The 19,179-nt window shown below is 63.6% G+C and carries 21 protein-coding genes; 10 read left to right on the top strand and 11 right to left on the bottom strand.

Annotated elements, in window-relative coordinates; all coding sequences use genetic code 11:
* Nucleotides 1-490 precede the first annotated feature (490 nt).
* A complete protein-coding gene (locus ACSBM8_RS05760) occupies nucleotides 491-1,351 on the bottom strand; it encodes a LysR family transcriptional regulator (RefSeq protein ID WP_442680701.1) in 861 nt (286 codons plus the stop codon).
* A 153-nt stretch (nucleotides 1,352-1,504) separates the two neighbouring features.
* Between ACSBM8_RS05760 and ACSBM8_RS05765 the strand changes: the two genes are divergently transcribed.
* The 5 genes from ACSBM8_RS05765 to ACSBM8_RS05785 all read left to right on the top strand — a co-directional run bounded on the left by ACSBM8_RS05765 (nucleotide 1,505) and on the right by ACSBM8_RS05785 (nucleotide 4,459).
* The gene (locus tag ACSBM8_RS05765) at nucleotides 1,505-1,654 is read left to right on the top strand and encodes a hypothetical protein (protein WP_442680702.1); all 150 of its coding nucleotides are present in this window, start codon (nucleotides 1,505-1,507) and stop codon (nucleotides 1,652-1,654) included.
* A gap of 102 nt (nucleotides 1,655-1,756) precedes the next feature.
* Nucleotides 1,757-2,539 (top strand): NAD(P)H-dependent oxidoreductase, encoded by a 783-nt coding sequence (locus ACSBM8_RS05770; protein ID WP_442680703.1) that lies wholly within the window; start codon nucleotides 1,757-1,759, stop codon nucleotides 2,537-2,539.
* Nucleotides 2,540-2,699: 160 nt separating this feature from the next.
* The gene (locus tag ACSBM8_RS05775; protein WP_442680704.1) at nucleotides 2,700-3,245 is read left to right on the top strand and encodes a hypothetical protein; all 546 of its coding nucleotides are present in this window, start codon (nucleotides 2,700-2,702) and stop codon (nucleotides 3,243-3,245) included.
* Nucleotides 3,246-3,299: 54 nt separating this feature from the next.
* On the top strand, nucleotides 3,300-4,082 hold the full coding sequence (locus ACSBM8_RS05780; protein ID WP_442680705.1) for an NAD(P)H-dependent oxidoreductase: 783 nt from the start codon (nucleotides 3,300-3,302) through the stop codon (nucleotides 4,080-4,082).
* An 11-nt stretch (nucleotides 4,083-4,093) separates the two neighbouring features.
* Nucleotides 4,094-4,459: a LysR family transcriptional regulator gene (locus ACSBM8_RS05785; RefSeq protein WP_442680706.1), complete on the top strand. Its 366-nt coding sequence runs from the start codon at nucleotides 4,094-4,096 to the stop codon at nucleotides 4,457-4,459.
* A gap of 146 nt (nucleotides 4,460-4,605) precedes the next feature.
* Here the strand turns inward: ACSBM8_RS05785 and ACSBM8_RS05790 are convergent, their stop codons facing one another.
* From ACSBM8_RS05790 to ACSBM8_RS05800, 3 genes are all read right to left on the bottom strand, one after another.
* Nucleotides 4,606-5,688, bottom strand: a complete 1,083-nt coding sequence (locus ACSBM8_RS05790; protein WP_442680707.1) for a GDSL-type esterase/lipase family protein — start codon at nucleotides 5,686-5,688, stop codon at nucleotides 4,606-4,608.
* A 275-nt stretch (nucleotides 5,689-5,963) separates the two neighbouring features.
* A complete protein-coding gene (locus ACSBM8_RS05795) occupies nucleotides 5,964-6,665 on the bottom strand; it encodes a molybdopterin-dependent oxidoreductase (protein ID WP_442681495.1) in 702 nt (233 codons plus the stop codon).
* 181 nt (nucleotides 6,666-6,846) lie between these two features.
* Entirely contained in the window at nucleotides 6,847-7,677 is an 831-nt protein-coding gene (locus ACSBM8_RS05800; RefSeq protein WP_442680708.1) for a cytochrome b/b6 domain-containing protein, read from the bottom strand.
* A gap of 102 nt (nucleotides 7,678-7,779) precedes the next feature.
* Between ACSBM8_RS05800 and ACSBM8_RS05805 the strand changes: the two genes are divergently transcribed.
* Entirely contained in the window at nucleotides 7,780-8,166 is a 387-nt protein-coding gene (locus ACSBM8_RS05805; protein ID WP_442680709.1) for a MerC domain-containing protein, read from the top strand.
* 178 nt (nucleotides 8,167-8,344) lie between these two features.
* Here the strand turns inward: ACSBM8_RS05805 and mgrA are convergent, their stop codons facing one another.
* A complete protein-coding gene (mgrA, locus tag ACSBM8_RS05810; RefSeq protein ID WP_442680710.1) occupies nucleotides 8,345-9,415 on the bottom strand; it encodes an L-glyceraldehyde 3-phosphate reductase in 1,071 nt (356 codons plus the stop codon).
* 83 nt (nucleotides 9,416-9,498) lie between these two features.
* Here mgrA and ACSBM8_RS05815 point away from each other — a divergent pair, with 83 nt between their 5' ends.
* Nucleotides 9,499-10,533 carry an oxidoreductase gene (locus ACSBM8_RS05815; RefSeq protein ID WP_442680711.1) on the top strand — a complete coding sequence of 345 codons (1,035 nt, stop codon included), beginning with the start codon at nucleotides 9,499-9,501 and terminating at the stop codon, nucleotides 10,531-10,533.
* Between the two features lie 56 nt (nucleotides 10,534-10,589).
* On the top strand, nucleotides 10,590-10,769 hold the full coding sequence (locus ACSBM8_RS05820; protein ID WP_442680712.1) for a hypothetical protein: 180 nt from the start codon (nucleotides 10,590-10,592) through the stop codon (nucleotides 10,767-10,769).
* A gap of 111 nt (nucleotides 10,770-10,880) precedes the next feature.
* On the opposite strand, the gene ACSBM8_RS05825 is transcribed toward ACSBM8_RS05820, so the two are convergent.
* The 6 genes from ACSBM8_RS05825 to ACSBM8_RS05850 form a co-directional block, all read right to left on the bottom strand.
* Complete coding sequence (locus ACSBM8_RS05825; protein WP_442680713.1) at nucleotides 10,881-12,743, bottom strand: ABC-F family ATP-binding cassette domain-containing protein; 1,863 nt, start codon at nucleotides 12,741-12,743, stop codon at nucleotides 10,881-10,883.
* Between the two features lie 71 nt (nucleotides 12,744-12,814).
* Entirely contained in the window at nucleotides 12,815-13,270 is a 456-nt protein-coding gene (locus ACSBM8_RS05830; protein ID WP_442680714.1) for a YaiI/YqxD family protein, read from the bottom strand.
* 400 nt (nucleotides 13,271-13,670) lie between these two features.
* Nucleotides 13,671-16,157, bottom strand: coding sequence for a beta-galactosidase GalA (gene galA, locus ACSBM8_RS05835; RefSeq protein WP_442680715.1), 2,487 nt, complete (start codon nucleotides 16,155-16,157; stop codon nucleotides 13,671-13,673).
* A 132-nt stretch (nucleotides 16,158-16,289) separates the two neighbouring features.
* Nucleotides 16,290-16,529 (bottom strand): hypothetical protein, encoded by a 240-nt coding sequence (locus ACSBM8_RS05840; RefSeq protein WP_442680716.1) that lies wholly within the window; start codon nucleotides 16,527-16,529, stop codon nucleotides 16,290-16,292.
* A 152-nt stretch (nucleotides 16,530-16,681) separates the two neighbouring features.
* A complete protein-coding gene (locus tag ACSBM8_RS05845; RefSeq protein ID WP_442680717.1) occupies nucleotides 16,682-17,077 on the bottom strand; it encodes a DoxX family protein in 396 nt (131 codons plus the stop codon).
* Nucleotides 17,078-17,248: 171 nt separating this feature from the next.
* Nucleotides 17,249-17,584: a hypothetical protein gene (locus tag ACSBM8_RS05850; protein WP_442680718.1), complete on the bottom strand. Its 336-nt coding sequence runs from the start codon at nucleotides 17,582-17,584 to the stop codon at nucleotides 17,249-17,251.
* 510 nt (nucleotides 17,585-18,094) lie between these two features.
* Here ACSBM8_RS05850 and ACSBM8_RS05855 point away from each other — a divergent pair.
* Nucleotides 18,095-18,457: a hypothetical protein gene (locus ACSBM8_RS05855; protein WP_442680719.1), complete on the top strand. Its 363-nt coding sequence runs from the start codon at nucleotides 18,095-18,097 to the stop codon at nucleotides 18,455-18,457.
* Nucleotides 18,454-19,179, top strand: coding sequence for a cellulose synthase operon protein YhjQ/BcsQ (locus ACSBM8_RS05860; protein ID WP_442680720.1), 726 nt, complete (start codon nucleotides 18,454-18,456; stop codon nucleotides 19,177-19,179). The genes ACSBM8_RS05855 and ACSBM8_RS05860 overlap by 4 nt, the downstream gene beginning before the upstream one ends.

The raw sequence follows: 19,179 nt of genomic DNA on the forward strand, positions 1-19,179 counted from the left end.
AACCATGGATGACCAGCTCATGACCGGCAGCAGGCTTTTGCAGGTGCGAAACGTCAGCTGCGGAGAGAAAAAAGAAAAAAATTGCCAAAAACGAACTTAATAATTTGTGCGTCGCAGCATCATCTGCTGTCCGCCTCAGATACGAGAAACGGTCAAAATCAGTGCGCCAATGTACGCTATATGCGTACGCTTGTCAAGAGATCGTGGTCCTTAGCCTTGGCGGCTGAGCACTATAAATACATTAGATGTTCGCACCGATAACCGCTTTGCGCCCTAATCTTGGCCTTTCAGTCGGATCTTGCGCGAGCCCGAAACCTGCCATTCGTACATCTGGAACCGAGCGGCAGCGACCACGACTGACTTTGGGACAAATTCGCCGTCAGCACAGGTTTCGCCTAATGGCGGCATAACCGAGAACTGCCGCTCGCGATTGTTCCATATGGGATCGTTTTTGGAAAAACGGACCTAGCCTTTATATTTGGGCAGGACGTCATGCCAAAGCAGCGAGCCTGTCACGCAGCCAGCTTTGTGCTGGATGGTTGGTCGTGCGTTCGTGCCAGATACTGGCGATGGCAAATCCGGGTATGTGGAGCGGCGGTTCCAGCACCTGCACCCGGTCTGACCAACCGTCTGCGATCCGACGTGGAATCACCGCGATCATATCGGATCGTGCCACGATCTCCGGCACGATCAGGAAGCCCGACGTGGACAAGGCAACGGTACGACGGCGGCCGATCGCCTCAAGCGCCGCATCGGTAGGCCCGGCAAAGCCTCCGCCCAGTTTTGAGACGACGACGTGGTCCAGCGCGCAGAACAAGTCCAGATCAAGGATACCGTGCACGGCCGGATGCCCCTGTCGAGCAACGACCACATACTCCTCCTCGTAGAGCCGGCGCTGGCGCATCCCCGCCGGCGCCTCTTCGGGCCTTGCCAAGGCCAGGTCCACCTCGCCACGCTCCAACTGTGTCGTGAGCGCCATCAAGTCGAGCGCCCGCCAGGCGATGCGGATCATCGGCGCCTCGGCCCGCAAAACGACCGAAAAGCGTGCCAGCAGCGCATACTGGACGTAGTCGCTCGCCGCGATCGCCACGGTCGCACGCACGGTCTCCGGATTGAAAGGCGCGCCTTGCTCGACGACGCGGCGAACACCCTCAAGTGCCTCCTGCAGTGGCTGCATCATCTCGAGTGCTCGCTGGGTCAGGATCATCCCGCGCTGGCCCGGGATCAGAAGCGGATCGCCCAGCGCCTCACGGAGCCGCGCCAGCCGCGCCGACAAAGCAGGCTGGCTGAGGTTCAGCCGGCGCGCGGCGCGTGTGACGTTGCGCTCCGCAAGCAAGGTCTCAAGCGTCACAAGAAGTCCGAGATCGAGGTTCCTAGTATCCATCGTGTCGATAACGACACATAAAAAGTTCGATTTCAAGACCCACAGTGGCCGCGCCATATAGGGCGCGAGCGGGCTGAATCCCGCAGCGCTTCAATCGACGACACGGATACCAGTTCGCATATGAAAGCCATCCAGGCTCATCCGCAGCAGGGGCTAGACGGCTTGACGCTGGCAGACTTCCCCGACGCCGGCGATCCTGGACCGACCGCCATCCGCGTGCGTGTGCACGCCACCTCCCTGAACTTCCACGATCTGGGTGTGGTGACGTGACGGCTGCATCGCGGACGCTTTCCGGCTCCAGGAATCTGGCGGCCATTTCGGCAAGATCGTCGTCGAATACTGACAATCCCAAACTATCAGGAAGAGGTCATCATGAAGGTTCTCATCGTTTACGCCCACCCCGAACCCACTTCGCTGACACGGCAATTGGTCAACGTGACCGCCGAGACTTTGTCGGCAGCCGGACATACCGTGATGCATTCGGACCTCTACGGCATGAGGTGGAAGGCGGTGTACGACGCCTATGACTTTCCGGTGCGTGAGAACCCCGAACGCCTGTCTTTCATCGCCGAGGGCGGCCACGCTTACGCAAGCGGGCATCAGTTGTCCGACGTGGTGGTCGAGCAGCAGAAGCTGCTCGCGGCCGAGGCCGTGATCCTGCAGTTCCCGATGTGGTGGTACTCAGTGCCCGCGATCCTGAAGAGCTGGATAGAGCGGGTCTTCGTCTGGGGTTTTGGCTTCGGCTATAAGGATGGTACAAACAATTACCGTTTTGGCGACGGCATCCTCAAGGGGAAGCGAGCGCTGGTCAACGTGCAGACAGGCGGCTCGGCGGCCGATTATGGCCCGCGAGGTATCAACGGCCCGATCGAGCAACTGCTGTTCCCGCTAACGCACGGCGCGCTGTTCTACGCCGGCATGGACGTGCTCCCGACGCACGCGGTCCATAGCACGATGCGCGTTTCCACGGCGGAAGACGTGGAGGCGATCAAGGCAGCATGGCGTGTGCGTCTCACCGGGCTTTTCACCGACACGCCGGTTCCGTTCCGGTCGCAGAACGGCGGCGACTTCCCCGATCACCACACCATGGCCGACCACGTTGCGCCGGGCCAAACCGGCCTCGCCGTGCACATTGCCGATCCGAGCGATGGATAAAGCGTAATGCCCATGTCGATCGATCAGGACCGCCCGCGGCGGCGGCTACATCTCACTCGGTGAGCCTATTGGGCGAGGACTTTATTGCTCCCCACGTCCCCCACCCGCCCCGGCGGGGACGGTCAGCGAGGAGACGAACAACAGCAAGGAACCAGATACCATGATGAACGCGATCGAATGGCCGCAAGGTTATCTCCCCGGCTACACGGATAATTTCGTTTCGAACGAGGCGATCGTCCTCGGGCTGACCAGCGCTGAGATCTGGCCGTTCCTCGCCGAGGCGACGCGCTGGCCGAGCTATTATGCCAACAGCGCCAACGTCCGCTTCCTTAACAGCGACAGCCCGACGCTCGCGCTCGGCCGCCGCTTCTCTTTCGAGACGTTCGGCGGCCCGATCGAGGCCGAGGTCGTGGAGTATGTCGCCCCGACCCGCGAGCAGCCCGGCCGGATCGCCTGGCACGGTTGGGGCGGCGAGGGCGATATCCGCCTGGATGTTCACCACGCCTGGTTGGTCGAGGACCTGGACGGGGGCCGTGTTCGCATTCTGACGCAGGAGACGCAGAACGGTGCGCCGGCCAAGGGCATGGCCACGGCCTGGCCGAACCCCATGCTCAACGGTCATCAAATGTGGCTCGACGCGCTGACGGCTGCAGCTCGCGGCACGGGAGTCGTGGGCCGCGGTCGCCGTGTTCCTGGGCTCGGATGAAGCGAGCTTGTCGGCGAATATTGACTACCTCCCAGCTATCAAAAAGAGATCATCATGAAAGTTCTCATCGTTTACGCGCACCCTGAACCCACTTCGCTGACACGGCAGTTGGTCAATGTGACCGCTGAGACGTTGTCGGCAGCGGGACACAGCGTGATGCATTCGGACCTCTACGGCATGAGGTGGAAGGCGGTGTACGACGCCGATGATTTTCCGGTGCGTGACAACCCCGAACGGCTGTCGTTCATCATGGAGTCGGGCCATGCTTACGGAAGTGGAAATCAGACGCCCGACGTGATCGTCGAGCAGCAGAAGCTGCTCGCGGCCGACGCCGTGATCTTGCAATTCCCGCTATGGTGGTACGGCGTGCCCGCGATCCTGAAGGGCTGGATCGAGCGGGTCTATGCCTTTGGCTTTGCCTACGGCTACCAGAATGGCTCCAACGAGTTCCGCTTTGGCGAGGGGATCCTCAAGGGCAAGCGAGCGCTGGTCAACGTGCAGGCCGGCGGCCCACAGGCCGATTACGGCCCGCGCGGTATCAACGGGCCGATCGAGCAACTGTTGTTCCCCCTGACCCATGGCGCGCTATTCTATCCCGGCATGGACGTGCTCCCGACGCACGCGGTCTATGGTGCGGGTCATGTTTCCACGGCGGACGAAGTGGCGGCGATCAAGGCGGCATGGCGTGTCCGTCTCGCCGGGCTCTTCACCGACACGCCGATTCCCTTCCGGTCGCAAAATGGCGGCGACTTCCCCGATCGCCACACCATGGCCGACCATGTTGCGCCGGGCCAAACCGGCCTCGTCGCGCACGTTGCTGATCTGGTCGACGCATAAGAGCAACGCCGATGGCCAAACCGCGTTGGCGAGCGAGCGCAATGCTCGATCTTTCCCTCGATCTACGTTATCTCAAGTGTGCGATTTGCGCTGCTGAGGCTGGGAGTTTCCGCAAGGCTGCAGAACTGCTTTGCCTTCCGCAGTCATCGGTGAGCCGCCGCATGCAGCTCTTCGAGAGACGTCTTGGCTTTCCTTTGTTTAAGCGCAGTTCGAGCGGTATTCGCGTCACGATTGCGAGCGAGGCGTTTCTCTCGATCGCTTCGGGAAGCGAAGGTGATCGATTGAACGGCGATGCCTGCGGCGCTTACTGTCCGGCAATCGGTGTCGCTCGTTTGACGGCTTCCGTCAGATCCGGACGTTCGGACCAATACACGTGAACGGCAATATCTGGTCGGGAGCGGCCGTGACCTGTGATCGGCTGGAGACGTCAGCTTTCCTGTGTCGATCGCCAGTTAGCAGCCTGTCCGCAACCGGCCCACTCCCAGCCATTCAGCCGTGATCGACGAGGTGAAACGCTCCAGCCCTAAGGCTTCGCCCCGTTCCAGTAATCCGGATGCTGATCCAGCAGCGCCTGCAGCGCCGCCGCTTCCGTCCGGTCGTCCTTGATCGACAGATGATGGTGACAGCCGTCCATATCCAGGCCGCCGAAATGGAGCGTGACGACCGGGTTGCGTGCATCCTGGTTGAGCGTGGCGGCGATGCGTTCGACCTGATCGAAGAACAGGTCCGATCCCATCAGGATCAGGTGCGCCTGCGGTTGGAGGGCCATCACCGTGCGCGCGAAGGCGACGTATTTGGCGCGATAGTCGGCGGCGAGCGCGTCCTTGTCGGGCCAGGCCTCGCCCGCATGGAGCGGGGTCGACCAGTCGTTGGTGCCGAGGTTGATCACGATCACCTGCGGTTGCCAGGCGCCGCGATCCCCCTCGACATGGGTGGCGTCGTCCGGTTTCAGGCGGGGATAGATCAGGGGCAGGCTCTGGCCCGCGCTGGTGCCGTTGTAATTGCGGACCACGCCGTAGCCCGAAAAAGCATTGACGCGATAATCGGCCCCGAGCGCGCGCGCGACCAGCGGCCCGAACGCCTGCTGGCTGTCGGTCAGGTCATGCACCTGCTGCTGGGTGCAGGTTTCGCCGTGCGACAGATTGCCATAGCCGACGGTGTAGCTGTCGCCGATAAACTCGATCTGGCGCGCCCGGGCGGCCGGCGGCAAGGCGATGCTGCCGGCGGCGGGGGTGAAGCCGATGAAGCGGCTGCCGCCCGACTGGCTTTCGGTGATCTTTTCCAGGCGCACGACATGGTCGCCCGGGGCGAGGCCGGCGATGGTCAGGCTGGCGGATCCGGGCTGGATCAGCAGCGCCTTGGGCGTGCCGTCGATCAGGAGCTGGAGGCGATCGTCGCGCGTCTCGACGCTGACGGAGACGGCGGTGCCGTGAAAGCGCCCTTCGATATAGACGGCGGGCCAGCCGAAGGTGCGGCTGCCGTCGGGATTGGCGATGGCGCGGCCGCCGACGTGGACGGGCAGGGGCTGCGGGGCTTGCGCTGCGGCGGGGGCGGCGGCGAGGAGGGCCAGGAGGGCGGCGGCGGCGGCGGCGCGTAATGACTTCATATCAACCCGTTCGTCTCGATATTGACCCGTTCGTCTCGAGTAGCGATCGAGCTTGTCGAGAGCGCGTATCGAGAGATGCTCCCCACGACTGCCTCGATACGCGCCCTCGGTACGCCCTGCGGGCTACTCGGTCGCTACTCGGCACGAACGGGTGGTGTCCACGAATGGGTGGTGTCCACGAACGGCTCGTGTCCACGAACGGGTCGTGTCGACGAACGGCTCGTGCTCACGAACAGCTCGTGTTCACAAACGGGTCGTGGTGAAGTCATCCCGCCTTAAATGCCGGCGTACCAGGCATAGTCGCTGCTATCTTCCCAGAAGCCGCCCTTGCCGCCGCCGATCGCGTCGAGGCTTGCCACCGCCTCGATCGCGCGGAGATATTTGGCATGTTTGTAGCCGAGCTGGCGCTCGACCCGCAGCCGCACGGGCGCACCGTTGGGTACGGGCAGCGGCTGGTTGTTGAGCGCCCAGGCCAGGATCGTCTGCGGGTGGAAGGCATCGACCAGATCGATGCTCTCATAATAAGTCGCGCCGCCGAAATCGTCATAGCAATGGAAGACGATATAGCGGGCGGCGCTCGACAGGCCGGCAAATTGCAGGATCGGGCCGAGCACCGGCCCGGTCCATTGGCCGATGGCGCTCCACCCTTCCACGCAATCGTGGCGCGTGATCTGCGTGCGTTGGGGCAGCGCCTTCAGTTGGTCGAGCGATATGGCAAGCGGCCTGGCGACGAGGCCGCCGACCTGCAGCCGCCAATCGGCGAAATTGCCTTCCAGCAGCCGGGCATAATCGGGCGAGCCCGGCATGGCGGTGCCGTTCGACCGGAAGATCCGGGAAATGTCGGCACCGGTGAATTGCGGGGCGAGCGCGTCGCGTGCGGTGAGCAGCCGGTTGACCCGATAGGTCAGGTCTTCGGCGCCCAGGAACGCCTGCCTGGCGCCGGCGGTCGTCGCGATCTTGTCGCAGCCTGCGAGCAGGAGTCCGCTGCCGACGGTGAGGGCTGCGCGTCGGGAGAAGGAGGCTCCCTCTCCCCAGCGGGGAGAGGGCTGGGGTGAGGGGGAGCGAGGCAAAGCCGAGCGCTGGGCCTCGAAATGTGGGGCACCCTCACCCAACCCTCTCCCTATAGGGAGAGGGCTTTCGTGTTGCGGACGGTCTGGCTCACCCATGGCGCTGCGTCTCCGGCGGTGCGCGGAACCAGCCGGTGATCATGGAGCGCATCTCGTTGATCGGACCGGCCAGGATCACCATCACGACGTGAACCACGATGAAGGCGAGCAGACCGAAGGCGCATAGGAAATGGATCGATCGCGCCGACTGCCGGCCGCCGAACAGGTCCAGCAATTGCGGGAAGGTGGTGTTGAAGCCGGGGCTCATCGTCAGGCCGGTCAGGATCATCAGCGGGATGAGCGCGAAGATCACGCTGACATAAGCGAGCTTCTGCAGCGGATTATAGCGGCCCGCGGCATCGCCGGTCGGCAGCCGCAGCCGCGCATGATCCTTGATATCCTGCCACAGATGGCGCGGCTTCAATTCTTCGCGCGACGGCAGCACGTCCTTGCGGAAGTGGCGGTTGATCAGGCTGGTGATGAAATAGCTCGTGCCGGCGAGCACGAACACCCAGGCGAACAGGAAATGCCAGCGCCGCGCGCCGGCCAGGCTGTAGCGGCTGGGGATGGTCGCCCAGTAGGGAAAGGCACGCGTGCGCACGACGCCGTCCTGATCCTTCCACCGGCCGAGCACGCCGGTGGTGGGGATGAAGATCGTGTTGCCGATCACGACATGGCCGCCGCCGCTGGGCGTGGGGCCGATCTGCAGCCAGGGGCGATCGTAATTGGCGCCGGCTTTTCCCCAATAGAGGCGGGGATGGGCGTTGAAGATCATCAGGCCGCTCATCAGCAGGATGAAGACCGTCAGCGCGTTCAGCCAGTGCCAGATGCGGGTCGGCCATTTGTGCCGGTACAACCATCCGGGAGACTGCGACCGCGCCATAGAAACAAGCGCTTAGCATTGGCTGGACTGAACGTCACCCGAACAGATTTGATACAATATATCATTGCTTTTGCAGTCGGCAGCGTCCATTTGGAGGCGGTCATGCGCAGCCGGGCCGATCTTATCGAGGGAATCGCGGTGGGCGCGACGATTGCGTGCCTCGCGCATTGCCTGGCGCTGCCGCTGCTGTTCGCGCTGGTGCCCGTCTTGTCATCGGTGCTGCCGATCCCGGAGCATTTTCACATCATCGCGCTCGCGCTGGCGATTCCGGCCACGGCCGGCGCGCTCTTTGCGGGTTACCGGCGGCATCGTCTGGCGGGGCCGCTGATCGCCGGCACGATCGGCCTGACGCTGTTGGCGCTGGCCGCGATCCACTGGGGCGAAACCCCGCTGGAGATGCCGATCACGGTGCTCGGCAGCATCGCCATCGCTATTGCCCATCTCGCCAATTGGCGTTTTCGCCGCGCGAGTCATCTGACCACCGCCTGATTTCGCGACGTGCGGGTGACGTCCTGCCGGGAGCAATGTCCTGCTTGGTTTCGGTGCTAGCAAAAAGCGTCATCGCGAGGCGCGGAACGCGCCGCGGCGATCCAGGCCTACCGTCGGGACTGGATTGCTTCCCCCGGCTTTCGCCGGGGTCGCAATGACGGTGTCGATGTGAGCGCTGTTAGCCCTTTGCGCCTTCCGGCACGCTGGTGATGTCGGACGAACCCCTCCAGATATTGATACCGCTGTCGCGCGCATGGCCGTCGATCGCTGCCAGTTCCTCCGCACTAAAGGCGAGATTCTTTACCGCATCGAGCGAATCATCCAGCTGCTCGACCGTACGCGCACCGATCAACGCCGAGGTCACGCGCGGATCGCGCAGCACCCAGGCGATTGCCATTTGCGCGAGACTCTGACCGCGCGCCTGCGCGATGTCGTTGAGCGCGCGGATATGTTCGATCGTCTCAGGCTTGATCAGCTCGGCCTTGAACGATCCGCCCTTGGACGCGCGTGCACCGGCCGGCACGCCGTTAAGATAACGGTCGCTCAGCAGGCCTTGCGCGATCGGGGAAAAGGCGATGCAGCCGGTGCCGAGATCGTCCAGCGTGCCCAGCAATTCCTGCTCGATCCAGCGGTTGAGCATCGAATAGCTCGGCTGATGGATCAGTAGGGGGACCTTATATTCGGCCAGGATTGCCGCGGCTTGGCGGGTGAGGCCGGGTTCGTAGCTGGAGATGCCGACATAGAGCGCCTTGCCCTGGGCGTGGATCTGCGCGAGCGCGCCCATCGTCTCTTCCAGCGGGGTCTTGGGATCGACGCGGTGCGAATAGAAGATGTCGACATAATCGACGCCCATCCGCTTCAGGCTCTGGTCGAGGCTGGCGACCAGATATTTCTTGCTGCTGCCGACATCCCCATAAGGCCCCGGCCACATGTCCCAGCCGGCCTTGGTCGAGAGGATCAGTTCGTCGCGATGGCCGGCAAAATCGGTCGCCAGGACCTTCCCGAAATTCTCTTCGGCCGAGCCGTAGGGCGGCCCATAATTGTTCGCGAGATCGAAATGGGTGACGCCGCGATCAAAGGCGCGCCGCAAGATTGCGCGGCCCGTTTCGAATATGTCCGCACCCCCGAAATTCTGCCACAGCCCCAGCGAGATGGCGGGCAGATCAAGCCCGCTGCGCCCGCAGCGTCGGTACGGCATCCGGCCATCATAGCGGGACGGGTCGGCAACATAGGGGGCGGGGAAGGCCATGGGTCGCTCCTGCTTGACGGCACGGGCCATTACGGCGGTACGGGGGAATGTCTATAACGTCGGACGGCGCGGAAGGATTTCGAATGACGGTGAATATTGCGTTGATCGGATATGGCCTGGCGGGCGCCTCCTTCCATGCGCCGTTGATCGCGGCCGAGCCGCGTCTGAAAATTACGCATGTCGTCACCCGCCAGGCGGACGCGGTCCGCCAGGCGATTCCCGATGCGATCACTGTTACCGATGCGAAGGAGGCGATTGACGCCGACGGTGTCGGCCTGGTCGTCATCGCGACGCCGAACCAGACGCACGTGCCGTTCGCGCGTGAGGCGCTGGAGGCGGGCAAACATGTCGTGGTGGACAAGCCGTTCGCGCCGGATGTCGCCGCCGGTGCCGAACTGATCGCGCTGGCCGACCGGCACCAGCGCATGCTCACCGTGTTTCACAACCGGCGCTGGGACAGCGACTTTTTGACGGTGTCAGACCTTATCGCCAGCGGCCGGCTTGGCGAGATCGCGCTGGCGGAATTCCGCTGGGATCGGTTTCGCCCTGCAATCAAGCCGGGCTGGAAAGAGGAGCCGGGCCAGGGGAGTGGCCTGCTCGCCGATCTGGGGCCGCATCTCGTGGATCAGGCATTGCGGCTGTTCGGATCGCCGGAGTACGTCTTCGGCGACATCGCCTGTCAGCGCGCCGGCAGCCGGGTCGACGATTATTTCGAGATCACGCTTCATTATGGCACGCGCCGGGTGATCCTGTCCGCCGCGACCCTGCTGGCTGCACCGCGCCCCCGCTTTGCGGTGCACGGCACCCGGGGCAGCTTCGTCAAATATGGCATCGACCCGCAGGAAGCCGCGCTGCGCGCGGGCGTGCGTCCCTTGGATCCCGGCTTCGGCGAGGAGACGCCCGATCTTTATGGCGTGATGACGGATGCCGATGGCGCGCAGCCGCTGCCGAGCGCGCGGGGAGACTGGCGGCGCTTCTACGGCGCGGTCGCCGACGCGATCCTGGACGGGGCACCCCCGCCGGTCGATCCGCGGGACGCGGTTACCGGACTGCGGATCATCGCCTGTGCACGGGAGAGCGCGCGCGACGGCGTGCGGGTAAGCTTTCCGCGCGGCTAGGCTTGTGCCAAGCGGAGTTCGCGACGCGCCAGTGCGTCTTGGGGAAAGAGTGCATCATGGCCGAACGCTTCGAACGGCATCGCCAACCCTGGCGGCAGGATGAGCTTCAGAAGCTGCATAGCCTTGCCAAGAAGGGCATGGCGCTCAAAGCCATCGCCAAAGCGCTCACGCGCAGCGAGGAGTCGGTCAAGGAGCGCGCCAAGGCCGACGGGCTGAACATCGCCAAACTTCATTAGGTATGGGCCGCCCCGGCGGGGGGCAGACCCGCTAAGGGGAAGTATGGCGTTCGCGGATTCACGGTAAGGTTATTGCCTCCAGCGGCCCCGGCCTCCGCCGGGGCGACGGGCCTAGCCGGCCGTCTCCAGCCGTTCGCTCGCTTCCATCCACTTGGCTTCAGCCGCTTCAAGCGCTGCCGCCACGTCGGCACGCCGCTTCATGAGATCGCTCATCGCGAGCTTGGCCAGCGTGGGTGTGGCCTGCTTGGGATCGAACATCGCCAGATCGATCGCGCTCTTGTCCGCGGTCAGCTTCGCAACCGCAGCCTCATGCTCCTGCACCTGCTTGCGCAATGCCGACGCTGCCTCGCGCTCGGCCGCGGCAGCCTTCTTGTCCTTCTTGTTGAACTTGCCGCCATCCTTCTTGGGCTGGTTCTTGCCCAGGATCAGATCGGTATAATCCTCCAGGCTGCCGCTGAATTCCTGCGCGGTGCCGTTGTCGACCAGCACCAGGCGATCCGCCGTCAGCTCCAGCATGTGGCGATCATGGCTGACCAGCAGCACCGCGCCCGAATAGCTGTTCAGCGCCTGTACCAGCGCCTCGCGCGCATCGACGTCAAGGTGGTTGGTCGGCTCGTCGAGGATCAGCATGTGCGGCGCGTCCCGCGTGATCAGCGCCAGCGCCAGTCGCGCTTTCTCGCCGCCGGACATCTTGCCGACCTTGCTGGTGGCGCGGTCGCCCGAAAAGCCGAACCGGCCGAGCTGCGCGCGCACGGCCGCCGGCGTCTTGCCCTTCATCACCCGCGTCATATGCTCCAGCGGCGTGTCGTCGCTGTCGAGTTCCTCCACCTGATATTGGGTGAAATAGCCCACCCGCATCTTGCCGGTAGCGTTCATCTCGCCGTCCATCGGCGCAAGTTGCGCGGCCAGGAGGCGGGCGAGGGTCGTCTTGCCGTTACCGTTGCGTCCCAGCAGCGCCACGCGATCATCCGGGTCGATCCGCAGGTTGAGCCGCTGCAGGATCGGCGTGCCGGCATAGCCGACGCTTGCGAGATCGAGCGTGATCAGCGGCGGCCGCAATTCCTCCGGATCGGGGAAGTCGAACGACAGAGTCGGATCCTCGGCCATCGCCGCGATCGGCTGCATCCGCGCCAGCGCCTTGACGCGCGACTGCGCCTGCTTGGCGGTGGAGGCACGCGCGCTGTTGCGGGCGATAAAGTCCTGCAGCTTGGCGCGCTGCGCATCCTGATTGGCCTTGGCGGCCGCCAGCTGCGCCGCGCGCTCCGCCCGCTGCCGCTCGAAGGAATCATAGCCGCCCGCGTAGAGCATCACCTTGCCGCCCTCGAGGTGGAGGATATTGTCCACCACCTTGTTGAGCAGGTCGCGCTCGTGGCTGATCACCACCATCATCGCCGGGTAGGATTTAAGGAAATTCTCCAGCCACAAGGTGGCTTCGAGATCGAGGTGGTTCGACGGCTCGTCGAGCAGCAGCAGGTCCGGTTCGGAGAAGAGCAGCGCGGCGAGCGCGACGCGCATCTTCCAGCCACCCGAATAGCTGTCGAGCGGCCGTTGCTGCATCTCATCGTCGAAACCCAGGCCGACCAGGATGCGCGCCGCGCGCGATGGTGCGCCATAAGCGTCGATTGCGATCAGCCGCTCGTGCACCTCGCCCAGGCGGTCGGCATCTTCGTAACAGGTCTCGCTCTCGGCCAGCAGCGCCGCACGCTCGGTATCCGCCGCCAGCACCGTGTCGATCGGCGTCGACGTGCCGCTCGGGGCTTCCTGCGCGATATAGCCGATGCGCGTGCCGCGCGGCATCTCGATCGCGCCGTCATCCGGATCGATCTGGCCGATGATTGCCTTCATCAGAGTCGATTTGCCGGCGCCGTTGCGACCGATCAGGCCGACGCGACTACGCGCCGGTAGCGTCGCGGTCGCGCGGTCGAGGATCGTGCGTCCGCCCAGACGCACCGTGATACCATTCAGGTTAAGCATGGCGCGCGCCTATCACGACTTGGCTCGCAGCGGTAGTGCTGCATGTGCGAAGACGCCGGGCTTGGGTGTGCCTAGTGCGCCCGCTTCAGCCGCACGATCGCCGCGTCCATCGCCTGCAGGAAGCGTGAGCGATCCGTCTTGGCGAACGGGGCAGGGCCACCCAGTTGCTCGCCGCCCGCGCGCAGATCGGCCATGATCGCGCGCGTTGCCACAGCGGCGCCGATCCCGCTCGCCGTGAAGGGCTTGCCGTTGGGGGCAATGACCGTCGCGCCGGCCTTGATGCAGCGATCGGCCAGCAGGATGTCCGCCGTCACCACGATCGCGGCCTTGTCCGCCGCCGCCGCGATCCAGTCGTCCGCCGCGTCGAAGCCATCGCTTACCACCACGCGGCGGATCAGCGGATGGTCCGGCACGCGCAAGTGGCTGTTGGACACGATCACGACCGCGACGCCGGTGCGATAGGCGACCTGATAAATCTCGTCCTTGACCGGACAGGCGTCGGCATCGACCAGAATGTGCGGCGTCATGCCCTTGCTGTAGGGCCGTCGCCGTCGCCGCAAAACCCCGCAATCGCATCTGCCCAGGCAGTTCGCCATGGTGCAGCCAGCGGGTCGCAGTGCCGTGCAGCCGACCGACTGCCGGTTCCTCCTGCCGAACTGTCTCCCTGCCGACGCTTAGAGCATGATGACTTTACACTGATCCGTTCTTGCCGAGTAGCGACCGAGTTGCCCGCAGGGCGTATCGAGGGCGCGTATCGAGGCATTGGTGATGGCCTCTCGATACGCGCTCTCGACAAGCTCGATCGCTACTCGAGACGAACGGGTCCTACCGAAATCGTCACGCTCTAGAACCACGGACAAAGCGTCTCTTCGTTGCCCATCGGGGCGATAGGAAAGACAGCTTCGCACGATGTTAGGAGGTCCAGCGTTATGCGGTCTCGACCGCGATCCGGGTTATCCCGGGCCGCAAGCCGGCCGCCGTGGCACGCAGGGTCAGCGCGCCCGCGCGCCCCGCGTCCGACTGCACGATCACCTGCGCCAGCCCGTTGTACAGCCGCCGTTGGCGTCCTTTCTCGGGCTCGTGGCTATTGGCATCGCCATTGCCCAAGCCGATGATCCGGCCACCGGTAATGTCGAAGGCCACATCCAGATTTGCGGTCGCGATCGGGCGCTTCCGCGCATCCAACGCTTCCACCGTGATCGCCGTCGCATCGCGCCCGTCCGCTGTCAGCATCACGCGGTCCGGCGTCAGCCGCAGCGCCACGGGCGCGCCTGTCGTTTCCACCATCGCGCGCGCCACGATGCGGCCGCCGCGCTTTGCCACCGCCTCCAGCCGCCCGGGGGCATAGGGCACACGCCATTCGTTCATCTCGTACGGATCGACCTTTTGCTCGCCGATCAGGCGGCCGTTGAGCATCAGGGCCACGGTTTCGGCGTTGGTCATCGCCATCACGCGGATCGGCTGGCCCTCGCGGCCGGCCCAGTTCCAATGCGGGATGAGATGCAGGATCGGTCGGTCCTCCACCCACTGCGCCTGGTGGATGAAGAAGGCGGCTTTGGGGAAGCCGCACAGGTCCATGATCCCGAAGGACGATGCTGCTGTGGGCCATTCGAACGGCTGTGGTTCGCCGCGATAGTCGAAGCCGGTCCACACGAACGCGCCGGCCACGAACGGCCGTGTGGCGATGGCCTTCCATGCCGCGCGATGCGTCGCCCCCCAGGGCTGGGCCTCCTCGTCATAGGAGGCGAGAACATGGGCGCCGGTGCGGTCGGACCTATATTCGCCGCGCGTCATGACGGCGGATGTATCTTCCGAACTCGTCAGCGGCTTATCGGGGAAGGCCGCGTGATATTTGTCATATTGGTCGATCTGATAGTTGAAGCCGACCACGTCGACGGCCTGCGACACATTGGCGGGTTCGAACATGCCGTTGTTCATCGCCGCGGTGACCGGTCTTGTATCGTCCAGCGCCTTCACCGCCGCCGCCATCCGCCGGACCATTTCATAGCCTTCGCGCGTGCCCTGCAGCGGCTCCTCGTTGAACACGGACCACAGGATGATGCTGGGATGATTGCGGTCGCGCCGCACCATCCATTGCAACATCGCCATATAATCCGGGCTGCTGTTGAACAGCCGGTTCTCGTCCATGATCAGGAAGCCCAGCCGGTCGGCTGCATCCAGCAGTTCGCGCGTCGGTGCATTGTGCGACATGCGGATCGCGTTGCAGCCGAGATCCTTCAGCCGGCGCAGGCGATAATCGATAATCGAATCCGGCAGTGCGACGCCCAGCCCGGCATGATCCTGATGGATGCATACGCCCTTCAGCTTCACCGATCGGCCATTCAGGAAAAAGCCGCGGGCCGGATCGAAATGCTGGGTGCGGAAGCCCGCCGGCGTTTCCACCGCATGCAGCTCGCGACCGCCCACCAGCACGCTGGTACGCACACGATAGAGCGTCGGCGTCTCGATCGACCATAGTTTCGGTGCAACGATGGCAATCTCCGCGCGTGCCACGCCATGCTCCAGCGGCGCGACCTTGATCGGCGCGGCCTGCGCCTGCGCGAGCGCTCTGCCGTCCGGATCGATGAGCACGGCGCGCACGACGGCCTCGGTTGCATCGCGGCCGATATTGGCGATCGTCGCCTCGACCGGGATCGTCCAACGTCCGCCGGGGGTGCCGCCGTCTGCCGGGCGTGGATGGGCATAGACGCCGTCGGTGGCGATGTGCACGGCCGGCCGCTTCGCCAGCCAGACATGGCGGTAAATGCCGCCGCCCTCATACCACCAGCCCTGCAGCGGCGAGGAATCCGCCCGCACCGCGATGACGTTTGGCTCCGCGCCAAAGCGCGCGAAGGCGGTAATGTCGATATAGACGCTGTTATAGGCGCTCCACACGTGCGCCACGACATTGCCGTTGAACCAGATCGTGGCGTTGGTGGCGATGCCGTCGAACTGCAGCTCCAGATATTGGTCGCGTTCGGCTTCGCTCAGCGTGAAACTATGACGGTACCAGCCTATCCCCTTGGGCCGATAACCCTGGCTGACATTCTCACTCTCCAGGAACGGCCCCTCGACCACGAAGTCGTGCGGCAGATCCAAAACGCGCCAGCCGCTATCGTCATATTTGATCGCCGCCGCACCCTGCGCCGCGCCGGCCTTGGTGCTCTGATAAGTCTCGTCATGGGTGCGGGGCGGCGTCGGCACGATATCGCCGCGATGGAAACGCCAGCCCGTGTCCAGCAATTGCCGCGATGGATCGCCCGGCCCCGCGGAGACGGGCAAGGTGTCCGCTTCACCCGGCGCCGCCAATAGTCGCCCCGGCGCGCCGAGCGACGCCGCGAGCCCAAGCCCGCCGCTCGCCCCCAGAAAGCTCCGCCGCCGCACGCCGCGCGCCTGCGTACCCATCTCTGCCATCCGCTGCCCTTCTGTCATGGTGCAGCGATGCTAGCGGAGCCGGGTGCCGCTGCGCCAATGTTTTCAAACCATGCGCTGCCGTGATCGCGCCGGGCTGCGGCAAAATCTACGGTTGCGGGGGAAGGGTGGCTCTCAGCCCTGCTCAGCCCGCAATTTCCCCGATCCATCCACCGGATCCTGCCCAGCAATCGCCTGAAAGCCCTTGCGAATGCCATATTGCACCGCCCAACCCAGCGCGAACGTCGCGACCAACGGCACCACCGCCCTTATCGCGCTTTCGGCGACCGTACCGATGATTGCGCCCTTAATCCCGCTATCCCCATCCTGCCGATCGATAGCTGCGCCAATCAGCGCCCCGAGCAAGTTAGCCATATATTGTCTCCTTCGCGCAGCAGAGCGCGGGAGAATAAGAGAGGTTCCGACGTACGATACTTGGAGCAGCGGTGCCGTAGCTCCGGCTTTGCACCTCGATCCCTGACGCGACCCCGAGACTGCAAAGGCTTGCGCGTCTCGGGACTCGTAGATCAGACGGTCGTTCCGCGCTTGGTGCGGGCTGCGTCCAGGCTCCATTCCCCGCCGCCGGCAAAGGCCAGGTACAAGAAGATGAAGCAGAACAGGATCGCCGCGTCGCCACCGTTGAGGCCTGGCCACGGGCCTTGCGAGAAATGGGCGATGAAATAGGCGACGGCCATCTGGCCGCAGCAGACGAAGGCGGCGACCCGCGTGAACAAGCCCAATGCGATCAGGGCGCCGCCCGCCACCTCGATCGCACCGGCGACCAGTAACAATGTCGGCAGCGGATCAGGGGCGCCCGGCTGTGCGGCCGGGAAGTGGAGCAGTTTCATCAGCCCGTGTTCCATGAACAGCAAGGCCGCAACGATGCGCAGCACACTCAAGATTCGCGGTGTCCAGATGCTCATGATGGTTCTCCCCTGATCGACGAAGCAAAGCAGCCGCACATGGGAATCGCCCATACGCTCACGCATGGCGTCGTCCATCCCCTTTGCGAGGAATGGATGGGGAGCGACGCGTTTCGTCGCAACAGCAAAGCGAGGCGCGCGCCTGATGGAGGATCGCGCCCCGTTCAGCGATCAGTCGTTATCGTCGTCACTGTCCGTCTGGCCGAGCCGGTCTTCCTCGTCATCCATCATCGGCTCACCCTGGTAGGCGCCATTGTCGATGCGCCCACTGCTGACCATCTGGTTCATCGTATCGACCAGATCCGGCACATCGTCCGGCATCACTGCCGCGGGGTTGCGGGTCCCGCCATGTTCGCTTTCCACGAACGGATCGTTGGCGAGGCCGAGCGCGTCATCCGTCACATCCTGTGCCTGATCATCATCCCGCTGCTCATCATTGTCATTTTCGTTCAGTGGATCCTCATCCCGTGCGGCAATGCGATCATCTTCGGGTGGGCGCGACGACATGGAACGAGACCTTTCATGGGAGGAATTAGTTAACAAACCTCCCATGCCGTCCAGCCGTTCCGTTCCACAGGATTAACGCCAGGCAAGGGTGTCAGATGTCCGTCCGGCTGCCGCGATACGCTAAATCATATATAGAATACATCCATAATGGATATAAATTGAAGGTTCATTTGGAGGCGACATGGGCACCGCGCTGCGCCATCAAGGATGATGTTGCTTACACCCCGTCTCGCAACTGTATCGAATGGAAAGGTGATGCAGATCGGTAACAGCATGCGGAATATAGACGCGCAATAGGGTTGTCTGCAGCTCCACGATTTACAACGCAATAGCAGAGCTTTATCGCTTTACGTTAAGCAGCTGGGGTTCGTCGTTTTTGCTAGTGTTGGTTCCGTCCCTGGCGCGTGTGCAATTGCGCACTGCATGGGGCAGCATGGCGATTCAACAATGTGCCTGCAGTTGATGCTCTCTGGTCGACATTTGGTGTGAGTCCGCTATGAGCGCTTGAATTTGATCCTTTTCGGTGTGAATTCGAACTTCCTGGAGTGTGCCGTGCGCCAAGACGCCAAAAGCCTGCTCAAAAGGCTGAACCTGGACGATTTCCAGTATCGCGATTTCTCAGATCCCTTTCTGACGATCGAGCCTTGGCCGCTCTTTCAGGCGCTGCTCCGTGATCCGCGTGTCCTGGGTCGTGCAGTCATGCGTGCGCCCACCGAAGCGACCGACGTCGCGCAGCGGCCAGCCCCGAAGTCCGCACCGGAACGCAGCCGGATTTTTGAGGCATATGAAAAGCGTGTCGAGGCTGCTCCGGCACCGCAAGGCACGGTTAACGTTCGTAATTTCCTGGCAGGTCTATCGGGGCAGGGTGAGTGACCCTCTTAATTTCGCATTCGCCGAAGGGTGGGGTCGGAACGACCTTTTTAAGTGCCTATCTCGCCGTGCAATTTGCGGAGCGAGGTCTTGATGTCACGCTGATCGACTTCACCTTTCAGGACGACATGAAGCTCTACTTCGGGATCCAACCGAGTCAGGAGCTCAGCGCGCTCGGCGATCGTAACGCAGAGCCATTGCTGGCTGCCGGCGTCCAATTATTGCAGGGGTACGACGCCGCGCAGGACCCCACTATTCGGCGTGATCTTCAATCCGGTCGCGCCTTTTCGGATTCAAACCGGCTTTACATTGCCGATATTCCTTCGGGGGATCGGGACCTTAAGGCGTTGCTGATGCCGCATGCGACGCTTCATCTTTGCGCGCTGCTCCCGCGCGCGCCGTCCCTGGCCGCTTTGACCAAGATCGATTCGGATCATCCGGCCATCGGCTTGGAAAAGACCGTGTTCATCATGAACCAGGTGGACGATCGGCAGCGGCTTTCAGGCGATAGCCACACGTTCGTTCGAGAATTGTTTGGCGACCAGTTGATTGGTTCGGTCCGCCGCGACGAGGCGTTGAACGAAACCTTGGCGATGTTCGAGCCGCTCACAAAATATGCGCCGACGAGCGTCATCCTGCCCGATCTGGTCCTGCTGGCCAGGGCGGTGCTGGAACGCTGCGGCATCGCCACCGATGAGGATGGTACGCTGGGCGCCGGGGCATGA

Source organism: Sphingomonas sp. ASY06-1R, assembly GCF_052180265.1.
GTDB lineage: Bacteria > Pseudomonadota > Alphaproteobacteria > Sphingomonadales > Sphingomonadaceae > Sphingomonas_I.

What these genes read in the sequence shown, in the direction of transcription:
- ACSBM8_RS05800 (WP_442680708.1), bottom strand. Translation starts at nt 7,677, where the DNA reads ATGGCGCGGTCGCAGTCTCCCGGATGGTTGTACCGGCACAAATGGCCG.
- ACSBM8_RS05770 (WP_442680703.1), top strand. Translation starts at nt 1,757, where the DNA reads ATGAAGGTTCTCATCGTTTACGCCCACCCCGAACCCACTTCGCTGACA.
- ACSBM8_RS05845 (WP_442680717.1), bottom strand. Translation starts at nt 17,077, where the DNA reads ATGAGCATCTGGACACCGCGAATCTTGAGTGTGCTGCGCATCGTTGCG.
- ACSBM8_RS05775 (WP_442680704.1), top strand. Translation starts at nt 2,700, where the DNA reads ATGATGAACGCGATCGAATGGCCGCAAGGTTATCTCCCCGGCTACACG.
- ACSBM8_RS05765 (WP_442680702.1), top strand. Translation starts at nt 1,505, where the DNA reads ATGAAAGCCATCCAGGCTCATCCGCAGCAGGGGCTAGACGGCTTGACG.
- ACSBM8_RS05815 (WP_442680711.1), top strand. Translation starts at nt 9,499, where the DNA reads ATGACGGTGAATATTGCGTTGATCGGATATGGCCTGGCGGGCGCCTCC.
- ACSBM8_RS05790 (WP_442680707.1), bottom strand. Translation starts at nt 5,688, where the DNA reads ATGAAGTCATTACGCGCCGCCGCCGCCGCCGCCCTCCTGGCCCTCCTC.
- ACSBM8_RS05805 (WP_442680709.1), top strand. Translation starts at nt 7,780, where the DNA reads ATGCGCAGCCGGGCCGATCTTATCGAGGGAATCGCGGTGGGCGCGACG.
- ACSBM8_RS05785 (WP_442680706.1), top strand. Translation starts at nt 4,094, where the DNA reads ATGGCCAAACCGCGTTGGCGAGCGAGCGCAATGCTCGATCTTTCCCTC.
- ACSBM8_RS05830 (WP_442680714.1), bottom strand. Translation starts at nt 13,270, where the DNA reads ATGACGCCGCACATTCTGGTCGATGCCGACGCCTGTCCGGTCAAGGAC.
- galA (WP_442680715.1), bottom strand. Translation starts at nt 16,157, where the DNA reads ATGGCAGAGATGGGTACGCAGGCGCGCGGCGTGCGGCGGCGGAGCTTT.
- ACSBM8_RS05820 (WP_442680712.1), top strand. Translation starts at nt 10,590, where the DNA reads ATGGCCGAACGCTTCGAACGGCATCGCCAACCCTGGCGGCAGGATGAG.
- mgrA (WP_442680710.1), bottom strand. Translation starts at nt 9,415, where the DNA reads ATGGCCTTCCCCGCCCCCTATGTTGCCGACCCGTCCCGCTATGATGGC.
- ACSBM8_RS05825 (WP_442680713.1), bottom strand. Translation starts at nt 12,743, where the DNA reads ATGCTTAACCTGAATGGTATCACGGTGCGTCTGGGCGGACGCACGATC.
- ACSBM8_RS05840 (WP_442680716.1), bottom strand. Translation starts at nt 16,529, where the DNA reads ATGGCTAACTTGCTCGGGGCGCTGATTGGCGCAGCTATCGATCGGCAG.
- ACSBM8_RS05850 (WP_442680718.1), bottom strand. Translation starts at nt 17,584, where the DNA reads ATGTCGTCGCGCCCACCCGAAGATGATCGCATTGCCGCACGGGATGAG.
- ACSBM8_RS05780 (WP_442680705.1), top strand. Translation starts at nt 3,300, where the DNA reads ATGAAAGTTCTCATCGTTTACGCGCACCCTGAACCCACTTCGCTGACA.